The 9,753-nt window shown below is 52.7% G+C and carries 12 protein-coding genes and 3 tRNA genes; 5 read left to right on the top strand and 10 right to left on the bottom strand.

Annotation, left to right across the window (positions count from 1 at the left end):
• From I9W95_RS00915 to I9W95_RS00875, 9 genes are all read right to left on the bottom strand, one after another.
• Window positions 1-84 (bottom strand): GTP-binding protein (locus tag I9W95_RS00915; protein ID WP_263866041.1); only part of this gene is annotated, 84 nt, incomplete at its 3' end.
• Between the two features lie 81 nt (window positions 85-165).
• A tRNA-Thr gene (locus I9W95_RS00910) sits at window positions 166-241 on the bottom strand.
• Between the two features lie 9 nt (window positions 242-250).
• Window positions 251-324 (bottom strand) — tRNA-Gly (locus I9W95_RS00905).
• 62 nt (window positions 325-386) lie between these two features.
• Window positions 387-470: transfer RNA gene (locus I9W95_RS00900), tRNA-Tyr, on the bottom strand.
• Window positions 471-575: 105 nt separating this feature from the next.
• Entirely contained in the window at window positions 576-1,244 is a 669-nt protein-coding gene (locus I9W95_RS00895; protein WP_225670793.1) for an SPOR domain-containing protein, read from the bottom strand.
• The gene (locus I9W95_RS00890) at window positions 1,220-1,942 is read right to left on the bottom strand and encodes a type III pantothenate kinase (protein ID WP_225670791.1); all 723 of its coding nucleotides are present in this window, start codon (window positions 1,940-1,942) and stop codon (window positions 1,220-1,222) included. The genes I9W95_RS00895 and I9W95_RS00890 overlap by 25 nt, the downstream gene beginning before the upstream one ends.
• On the bottom strand, window positions 1,908-2,864 hold the full coding sequence (gene birA, locus I9W95_RS00885) for a bifunctional biotin--[acetyl-CoA-carboxylase] ligase/biotin operon repressor BirA (RefSeq protein WP_225670789.1): 957 nt from the start codon (window positions 2,862-2,864) through the stop codon (window positions 1,908-1,910). Before birA ends, I9W95_RS00890 begins: the two co-directional genes overlap by 35 nt.
• A 254-nt stretch (window positions 2,865-3,118) precedes the next feature.
• Window positions 3,119-3,394 carry a hypothetical protein gene (locus tag I9W95_RS00880; RefSeq protein ID WP_225670787.1) on the bottom strand — a complete coding sequence of 92 codons (276 nt, stop codon included), beginning with the start codon at window positions 3,392-3,394 and terminating at the stop codon, window positions 3,119-3,121.
• A gap of 28 nt (window positions 3,395-3,422) precedes the next feature.
• Complete coding sequence (locus tag I9W95_RS00875) at window positions 3,423-4,574, bottom strand: potassium channel protein (RefSeq protein WP_225670785.1); 1,152 nt, start codon at window positions 4,572-4,574, stop codon at window positions 3,423-3,425.
• An 81-nt stretch (window positions 4,575-4,655) separates the two neighbouring features.
• On the opposite strand from I9W95_RS00875, the gene I9W95_RS00870 reads away from it, so the two are divergent.
• A complete protein-coding gene (locus I9W95_RS00870) occupies window positions 4,656-5,651 on the top strand; it encodes an adenosine kinase (RefSeq protein ID WP_225670783.1) in 996 nt (331 codons plus the stop codon).
• A gap of 99 nt (window positions 5,652-5,750) precedes the next feature.
• Here the strand turns inward: I9W95_RS00870 and I9W95_RS00865 are convergent, their stop codons facing one another.
• Window positions 5,751-6,065, bottom strand: coding sequence for a hypothetical protein (locus I9W95_RS00865; protein ID WP_225670781.1), 315 nt, complete (start codon window positions 6,063-6,065; stop codon window positions 5,751-5,753).
• Between the two features lie 179 nt (window positions 6,066-6,244).
• Here I9W95_RS00865 and I9W95_RS00860 point away from each other — a divergent pair, with 179 nt between their 5' ends.
• The 4 genes from I9W95_RS00860 (at window position 6,245) to I9W95_RS00845 (ending at window position 9,753) form a co-directional block, all read left to right on the top strand.
• Window positions 6,245-8,107, top strand: a complete 1,863-nt coding sequence (locus I9W95_RS00860) for a Na/Pi cotransporter family protein (protein ID WP_225670780.1) — start codon at window positions 6,245-6,247, stop codon at window positions 8,105-8,107.
• Window positions 8,104-8,373 carry a hypothetical protein gene (locus tag I9W95_RS00855; protein ID WP_225670778.1) on the top strand — a complete coding sequence of 90 codons (270 nt, stop codon included), beginning with the start codon at window positions 8,104-8,106 and terminating at the stop codon, window positions 8,371-8,373. The genes I9W95_RS00860 and I9W95_RS00855 overlap by 4 nt, the downstream gene beginning before the upstream one ends.
• A 79-nt stretch (window positions 8,374-8,452) precedes the next feature.
• Window positions 8,453-9,124, top strand: a complete 672-nt coding sequence (locus I9W95_RS00850; protein ID WP_225670776.1) for a hypothetical protein — start codon at window positions 8,453-8,455, stop codon at window positions 9,122-9,124.
• Window positions 9,125-9,126: 2 nt separating this feature from the next.
• Window positions 9,127-9,753 (top strand): hypothetical protein, encoded by a 627-nt coding sequence (locus I9W95_RS00845; protein ID WP_225670774.1) that lies wholly within the window; start codon window positions 9,127-9,129, stop codon window positions 9,751-9,753.

Raw genomic sequence — 9,753 nt, 5'->3', positions numbered from 1 at the left:
CAGAGTAGTTTTACCGTGGTCAACGTGACCGATAGTACCCACGTTTACGTGGGGTTTGGAACGTTCAAACGTTTCCTTTGCCATGACTCTGTCTCTTTTTCAGTCCGGTTGGTTTAGTATCCAAATACACAAAAAGGCAGACCTTCGGCCTACCTTTATGAATAATGGTGCTGATACCCAGAATCGAACTGGGGACCTCATCCTTACCAAGGATGCGCTCTACCGCCTGAGCTATATCAGCGAACATAAGTGGAGCGGGTAGCGGGAATCGAACCCGCATCATTAGCTTGGAAGGCTAAGGTTCTACCATTGAACTATACCCGCTTAACAGTCAGGTTAGCTCGGCCTTCCTGCCTGCTTCGACAGCCGCTCAACTGTCTGGATATTGGTGGTGGGGGCTGGATTCGAACCAGCGAAGCTTTCGCGTCAGATTTACAGTCTGATCCCTTTGGCCGCTCGGGAACCCCACCAAAGTGGCGCGAATTATGCTGAGATCCCCCGAGGGTGTCAACACTTTTTTTCTTATTTATTATCGACTTACGCTTTTCAGTAAAAATCCGCGCAAAATCGTACAACTACTGAACAGTACAGGCCGTCAGTTCCCAACGGATGTCCGCATCACCCGCCTGTATGCGTTCACGCATACGCTCACTCAGCTGAGTTACTTCCACGACTTCGACCCAGAATTCGCGACGCGACTCGTTAACCACCAGCACCTCAACAGGAACACCGAACTCCTCCACCTGCTTGCGTAAACCGTAGGCGGATTCCTTATTACGGAATAATCCCAGCGATACACCTTCAGCCAACTCCCCCTGGGTAATGATGTAACTATCGAACTTGCGCTTCTGTAATTCTTTCAATGTACGCAACGCCTCTTCGCGGGTTGCTCTTGGCGGTACATGCACCCAGTATTCAGCTGGCTCTCCGGTCTGCACCTCAACAATATTCATTTTGCCGGTCAGCCCCACTGCCGCCACACGAGCAAGCAGGTGGCGAGCATCCAGTTCATCAGCATAAGGGCCGGCGGCATAACACATATCACCGCGCTCACGTACAACCTGACGAGAGGATTTATCAACCGGCCGCAAGGAATCGCCCGCCTCACTCACCAGCAACAGCGTTCGTGAATTCCCGGGAATTTCCAGAGCGGTAACATCCGCTACCGGCTCATGCTGTTTTTGCCAGAAAACCACCAGCAACAGCAGGTTGCCAAACACTAAGCTAAAAAAGATCCAGCGCATAAGGAGTCCATACCATCTAATACAAGATCCGGGCAGTATCTTACCCCCGAACTGTCAGCGAGCCATTGCCCGTCGCCACCGGTTATTACAAGTGAATGCTGAGGATAATCAGAGCGTAACTTACTCACCAGCGCCAGCCCCTGATACCGCACACCATTTCTAACGCAACTCAGAGTATCCTGACCTGGCTTCGTTCCATCCCTGTTTTCCTCATCCTGATAAGAACGCACCCTACCAGTATTAGCAAACAAAGTGTTGGCTGCCATTTCACTGCCAGGCAGGATAAAGCCACCTTCATGCACATCGGCAGCGCTTAGCCAGTCAACGGTCAGTGCCGTTCCCGCATCAATCACAATCAGCGCTCCGGCTTCTGCCCTGCGCGCTCCCAGCATTGCCAGCCAGCGATCAACACCCAGCCTGGTCGGGTCGGCATAGCAATGCTGGAAATGGGGGTAATCTGTCAGACAATGATCGAGTATCACCGTATCCATACCAGCCGCCGCAAACAGCGCCTCTGCCCGCCCGGATGCAGCAACGGAAGCGACCACCACTTTATCAGCCGCAGGCAAAGTTTCTGTGAGCCTGTCATCATAGCCAGCAAAACCCGCAGTCTGTATTTCGCCGCCTTCCCGCAGCTGCCACTTCAGACGGGTATTACCAGCATCAACCAGCAGGACGGACACTGATTTCACCTGCATTGATGGTTTCCATGCCGCGCTCCGTCTGCAGCAATAGTTCACCCTTACGGTTAACACCTTTCACGACGCCCAGTCGCTCATGGTGTCCGCCAATGATGCGCACTTCTTTGTGGTGGAAGATGTCACGTTCACTCCAGTATTGCTGCCAGGGAGCAAACCCTTCTTTCTGGAAACTATCGACGGCCTGCAGCAGCTCATCCAGCAATATGCCGGCCACCTCGTTGCGCGACAGGTCTGGCTTCAGACTTCTTAATTCAGCCCAGGGCTGCTCAATATCCCGCGCATCCTCTTCGCTCAGCGACAGGTTCAGTCCGATACCAATGACCACCTGACAATGACTGCTGTACTCACCGGTTACTTCCAGCAGAATACCAGCGAGCTTTTTGCCTCCGGCATAAACATCGTTCGGCCATTTTAATCCGGCCCCTTCTATCCCCAGCCGGACCAGTGCACGCTCCACGGCGATTGCCGTCATCAGGCTCAGGCCTTCCAGCGAACTGATACCACCACTGAACGACGCCAGTAACGACAGATAAATATTCTTACCAAACGGACTGACCCACTGCCGCCCGCGACGCCCTCGCCCCGCGACCTGTTTCTCGGCAAGCACAGCATAACGCTTGCCCATGTGATCACCGGCCCGCTTAAACAGGTAGGTATTGGTGGAGTCGACATCCAGCAACAGATCAAGGATATCCAGACGCTGGCTTAATGCGGTACGAATCTGATCCTCATGCAGAAGCTCAATCGCATCCTGCAGGCGATAGCCCTTACCTTTAACAGACGAGTAGGGGATTTCCAGATCATCGAGTTTCTTCAGGTGTTTCCATACTGCCGCCCGACTGACGCCCAGTCGTTCACCCAGCTCTTCACCCGAATGAAACTGACCATCCGAAAGAATATTCAGAATCTGATTGAGCATAACGCCTCCTTATGGCGGCAATATACCCTATCAACCAGCCCCCGGCAGCTCCTCTTGCTTCGGCACCGAGCAGTACGGCTATCAGAACGATTGTGACAAGCAATTTAAGAGTAGAAAGCCTCTGCGCTAACCTGTTATTAACATCAGAGAAGCAGCTGACAATTCAGCTCATGGAGTTGTTATGAAACAGGCATTCATTACCGTATTCACACTGATCGGCTCGCAGAACTCGGCGGAAGCGAGCCTGGGCTGATTCAGCTCGCCTTGACCTGCAGAGCCGTGTCGCGCTGCGGCACCCCGACAACGCCCGGAAATAACAGTGGCAGAAGTGCCTGCGGAGCACTGTCCAGCAATATAGAAGGCAGAATGAAGCCGGCAGGAGGCAACCAGGCTGGGGGGGAATCAGCAGTGTGACAATACTCACAGCGCTTTTCAGAGGGCTCAGCCAGATCCTGCAGACTATTCATACCGCCAGCAACGATAATCACCATCATAAGAACCAGCGATGTAAAAGTTGGACGGCGCCCCATAGCAGCAACGACCTGTATAGTCCGACGGTCAGTCCAGCTTAGCTGCGTGAATATTGAAATGCACTTCGATTGCACGGGCAACATCACGAATGGTCGGTGTTTTCTCTGTGTGCACCAGAATGATGAGTGACTGCGCATGAACATGATGATCGCCATCAGGATGCGTCACCACCTCCCCGTCTTTGGTGACGTACGCAAGCGGCGTTCCCAGATTAGCCTGTACCACTGCATTGACGACGTCCGCCCAGCGTTCCCCTTCCAGCCATACCGGGTAGCGAACCGGATGATCATCTTCGTGCGTAAACATATCCTCGATAACCAGCTCCACACCAGGAGCCACCATCGCCCGTACGATAATTTCCGGGTAAGAGCGGATCGGGCGAAGAATGCTCTTCACCTGCAGGTTGCGCAGACGCGCACGATTACCGTCATCAACACACTCGGCAATAGTGAGATGACCCAGATGCAACTCAAACAGACGATAGGCAATATCAAAGGTATAGGAGTCGCTGTCGGCAGAGTATTCATCGCGAGCCAGCACGACGATATGACTTGCACGCTCGACCCCGGCGCGTTTCAGGTCATCTGGCCGGCTGGCCAGTCCGGTGGTATGAACCACACCCAGCGCGCGCAGGCTTTCCGGCAAACCATCGGCAAAATCTTCATTCAGTAACTGAATAGGCGTATCGCGGTACTCATCGCTCTCACGTATCTGCGTAATCATGCGCTGAAAATACGCTTCGGCATTGTACTTGGGTGCATTAATGATGAGGATGTGCTCGGCCATATTCCAATCCCAGTAACCAGTGCGAATGCGCTCACGACGAGCAATGCGGTAATCGACATAATCACTGATCAGCAGGGTCATCAGTGTAATGCCACAGATAAACATCAGAATAATCGTCGCCGCCTGGCCGGCTGGCGTGGATGCCGACAGGTCACCGTAGCCAACCGTGGTGAGGGTTGTCATCGTCAACCACACCGCTGGCCACAGCGCCATCTCTTCCAGCCACATCATGGCGATGACATGCAACAGAGCGAAGCTCAGCAGAACCAGTCCGGAGCGCACAACAGACTGACGCAGTTTAGTGTCCGTCTGATAGATAGCATGTCGCACCCGCTGATGATGGCGGATAAATTCAGTAACCCGATTACTCATGCGCCCATAATAGCCGCCCATTATCCGTCCCGACACCCTGTCCTGAAAAAAGCGCCACAATCCGCTACACTCGCCTCAATTTAACCCGAGCTGGACAGTTTCATGAGCTATCACATTTACGGAATCGGCAACGCGCTGGTTGATAAAGAATTTGAAGTTGACGACGCCTTCTTCACCAAAGCAGGCATTGAGAAGGGCATGATGACCCTGATCGACGAACAACAACTTGCCAGCATGCTGGATACCCTGAGCAGCGACTACGGCCTGAAGAAACGTGCCTGCGGTGGCAGCGCCGCCAACACCATTATTGGCGCAACTTACTTCGGTGCAAAAACCTTCTATACCTGTAATGTTGCCAGTGACGAAACCGGTGATTTCTATGTAGCCGATCTGAAAGCCGCTGGCGTTGACACCAACATGGATGGCGAGCGCGATGCTGGCGTCACCGGCAAGTGCCTGGTGATGGTTACCCCGGACGCAGAACGCACCATGAATACCTATCTGGGTATCACCAGCGATCTGCACGAGAAGCACATTAATGAGCAGGCGCTGGCACAGTCTGAGTACGTCTATGTAGAAGGCTACCTGGTTACCTCCGATACCTCCCGCTCAGCAGCTATCCGCGTGCGCGAACTGGCACGCCAGCATGGCGTAAAAGTGGCCATGACCTTCTCTGACCCTGCCATGGTTCAGTTTTTCAAAGATGGGCTGATCGAAATGCTGGGCGATGGCGTCGACCTGTTATTCTGCAACGAACAGGAAGCGAAGCTGCTGGCGGATACCGATGACCTCAATACCGCCGTAGAACACCTTAAAACCGTCGCCAAAACCTTTGCCATTACCTTGGGCAGCAAAGGCGCACTGGCGTTCGACGGCACAACTCTGCACGAGATTGCACCTAATGCAGTAACTGCGGTCGACAGCAATGGTGCTGGCGATATGTTTGCCGGAGCATTTCTGTACGCCATTACACACGGCTATGGCTTTGCTGCAGCAGGCCGTCTGGCATCCGCTGCATCCGCTCAGGTTGTCAGTCAGTTTGGCCCACGACTGGAAGCCGCTCAGCACGCTCCTCTGAAGTCGGTATTGGCAGACTGATCTGCACCTGATGATCAAACCCGCTGCGGCGGGTTTTTTTGTATCCTGCTATATTCGCCAACCCCGAACTGGTTGTTTTTTGAACAATTTAAACACCTGTTACAGTTGGTGGGAAACAGCGCCATTTTTATGCAGGTTATACTCAAAGTTATCCACAGATTCTGTGAGTAACCTGTCACGCGACTGCCATATACGCCCATCAAACCGGAAAAACAAGCGGCATTTTACGCTATTCATTGCTCCTGAATGTTTTACACAGAGGTTCGCACGACCGATCTGACATTCACCAACACCAAAAATAAACCCCATATTTTTCAGCCACTTAAAGGCAATCAGAAACAATTTCAAAGAGCAGAACAGGTTGACAATCTGGTTGGCAACAATACTTTCACAGCCTTTGCACAGCTTTTCCACAGAATGCTGTGAAAAAAATTCAGAATCGCGCGGCAGACCTGAATAACTTATCTGCCAGGTGCGCTGGAAAGACCCGGCGACTATGCTTAAGTGCCATGGATCAGCATTCTGATTCTCTGTACTGGTAAAAATACCGGTTGTTGGTTTTACTCAGAACAATAGCCCTGTGGAGTCTGCGTTTGGAGCTACTGAAACGTCTGCTGTTTCCCGTCATTCTGGTGCTACTCGCTATCGGCTTCTGGAGCAGTCCTCAACTGCAGCAGATTGCCGCCGGTATTGCGATATTTCTGTTCGGCATGTTGTCGCTCGAACGGGGCTTCCAGAGCTTCAGCGGTGGTGCTATGGAGCGTCTGCTTCAGGTATCCACCCGCACGGTCCCGCGATCGCTATCGTTTGGCATTGTCGCCACCACCCTGATGCAATCGAGCTCTCTGGTCTCCGTTCTGACCATTTCCTTTTTGTCCGCAGGCCTTATGAGCCTGTCGGCCGGTCTAGGGGTTATCTTTGGCGCCAATCTGGGGACCACCACCGGCGCCTGGCTGATTGCCGGCTTCGGCCTCAGTATCAGCCTGTCAAAGCTGGCCATGCCCATACTGGTATTTGGTGTGATGCTGTTGTTTCAGCCGAATCGGACCCGTGCCGGCATCGGCCATATTCTGATTGGTATCGGCTTTCTGTTCCTTGGTATCGATTACATGAAGGAAGGCTTCGCGGCGCTGCAATCCGGGCTCGATCTGGGTAGCATTCGCCCGGGCGGGCTGACAGCCCTGCTGGTCTATACCCTGTTTGGTGCCATAGCCACCGTGATCATGCAATCGAGTCACGCGACTCTGGTACTGACCCTGACCGCACTGGCTGCCGGCCACGTTGAGTACCGCGATGCTCTGGCACTGGCGGTTGGTGCCAATATCGGCACCACCATCACCGCTATCCTGGGCAGCCTTGGGGCCAACGTTGCCGGTAAACGACTGGCCCTGGGACACCTGCTGTTTAATCTGATTACCGGCGCGGTGGCTATTATCGCCATGCCACTATTGCAGTGGTGTGTTGACCAGTCGGCGCAGCTGCTGGGTATCAGCCACGACAACTACACACTCAAACTTGCGCTGTTCCATACCCTGTTCAATCTGCTTGGCGTCAGCATCATGGTGCCGCAGCTTCATCGCCTGCGCCGCTGGCTTGAACAACGCATCCCCGAGCGCAGGACAGACCGGGTAAAACCTCAGTTCCTCGCCTCATCTGCCTTAGAAACCCCGGCAGCGGCCGTGGCGGTAACACAGAAAGAAAGTGTCCGCCTGTACAGTAACGCCTGTGACGTGATGATCCAGGGGCTTGGCTGGCACACCGATGAGTTCAACCGCGGCCAGCCCATCGCACTGCTCACCGATCACAGTCATTCGTCGCTGCACGTGAATATGCAGCAGGCGTATGAGGAGCAGGTAAAAACCGTGTATTCGGCGATTATCAGCTTCATCAGTATTGCCCGGGATAAAACAACCGGCCGCTACGACGATCAGCTGCGCGAAATCCGCGCAGCTGATCACCACATAATTGAAGCCATCAAAGGCGTGAAACATTTACAGCGTAATCTGCTGTTCTACATTCACAGCGAGAACAGCGACATGGTCAGCGCTTACCAGCAGCTACGCGAACAAATAGCCAACGTCATGCGCGCCATTAATGATGTACGTCACATGGATGATATCGTTGAAAGCAGGCTGGCTCTCGACCACCAGATGCTGCTTACCGAACGCGAACGCGAGGCATCGGATGCGCGTATTGAAAGCCTGATCCGTCAACGTCGCATCAGCGCAGAAATGGCCACCTCACTGATGACTGACAAAGCCTACGCCCGTGACGTATGCCGCTCACTGGTAAAAGCAGCACAATATCTGTTCATAGACCAGAGCAGTCCACAGGAAGATCAGCCAGAGAATCTCCAGCTGGAGGTGGCTGAGCTGTCCGATATCAATCAGAAGCTGGATCAGCAACATGCCGATGACGCGTCGTCAGCGAATTCATCCAGCGGGGGGAAACAGTGAAATATTCGAAATTACTGAAGAAGCTCAGTGCGCTGTTTGATCCCGACCTGCGAGCCCACCAGCGCAAAAAAGGGAAAATAAAGGAAGGGCTGAAGAAGATTCGCCACAAACAGAAAGAACTGGAGAAGAAACTCGCGGCGACCGACAGCGAACTGGAGCAACGCCAGTTGCAGGAAAAGATCTCCATACTGACCACCCAGCGAGCCAAAGGTCTTGAATTGCTGAAGGAACTTGAGCAGGACGAAGGCCGATGCAACCAGGCCTGAAAAGCCCGCATGACAGAGGCTGGATTCCACTTGCGGAAAGCGCTAGATTCGTCGGCAAAAGACAGAAAAGGGATGCTCTATGTCTAACGTTGCCGGCAAAGCCTATGGTATGAACGTTATTACGCCACTGCGGTGGTGGACTGCCGTCTGGCAAAAGATCGCGTTTTCCGTTGCGGAACACTTTCCCGTTAAGCTCAAGGGTTTAATCACCCTGTCCCTGATTCACTACGCGCGCTGGACCATTATCAGCCGCAATTCGTTTCCACGTCTGGAAAAAAGCCAGCCAAAGGAAACCCTGAATTACAGCTACATGCTGTTTGAGAGTAATTTCAACGGCAGCTGGGACCAGTACATCGACTCCTTTTCATTCGCCATTCCCACCGGACTGGATTTTTTCTGGGCCTGGAACATCAAGTATCCGAAGTCCATTCCGCTGCATGACTTTTATCACTACATCCGCTTTAACCAGGTGGAATGTGACCATTACTACAACGCCTATCCACTGGCCTCTGCCAACGACGTAAAATCTGCCCGCTCGCTGTTTCACAACCTGACGCAATTCAATGCTGAAACCCACGATCTCAGTGATGAAGACTTTGCCGTCGCCTGGAAAAAGCTGCTGGTCAGCAATCAGCACGCTCTCGGCTCAATGGGAGAAGGCCCGGCGATGAGTACATCCCGAGAACTGGTGCTGGATCACCGTTGCACCAACCACAAAATCAGCCAGCAACGTCAGCAGCAGGAGGCCTGAACATGTCTAATCGATCCGGCAAGGCCTACGCACTCACCACCCTCTGCCCTATCCGTAACGGTCATGAGGGGAATATGTCGTTTGATAAAATTACCCGTCATCGCATTCAGTTGCTGGAAGAAGACAGTGGTAGTCCGTTTGCCAGAATACCCAACACCTACTTTGCCCGGCTGTTTATTCTTAATGATGTCTTCTTTGAGCAGGGTAACGATGTTCATCACGACCATCTGAAATCGAAATACCTGGTATTTACCAGCAATTTCCACGGTGATCTGAAACCTTATTTAAAAGGCATGTGGGATAACGCTAACGATACTGTGCGCTCGATATGGGAGCATGCTGTGGCCTTTGACAAGGTCCGGAATAGTGATGACTTTATTGCCTACATTCGCAAGTGTCAGCTGACCACCAGTCTGTTTTTCAACGGTTCAACCGATGACGAACTGCGCTTCCAGTTAAAGTCTCTGTATATCAAACAGGCCTTCAGTGAATTTGTACTGGCACACCAGAACAAAAGCACCAGCGAATTACGCACGGCTTTCAACGAATTTATGCAACAGATGCAGTCTGACAATCTCAATGATGTCAGCTGGATTCCGGGGCAAACCCGTCTCTCTCATTTGTACTGA

This window comes from Thalassolituus marinus (assembly GCF_020320395.1).
GTDB classification, from domain to species: domain Bacteria; phylum Pseudomonadota; class Gammaproteobacteria; order Pseudomonadales; family Oceanobacteraceae; genus Venatoribacter; species Venatoribacter marinus.
Note: the sequence above shows the minus strand (reverse complement) of the source record. Positions and strands in the feature narration are given on the sequence as shown.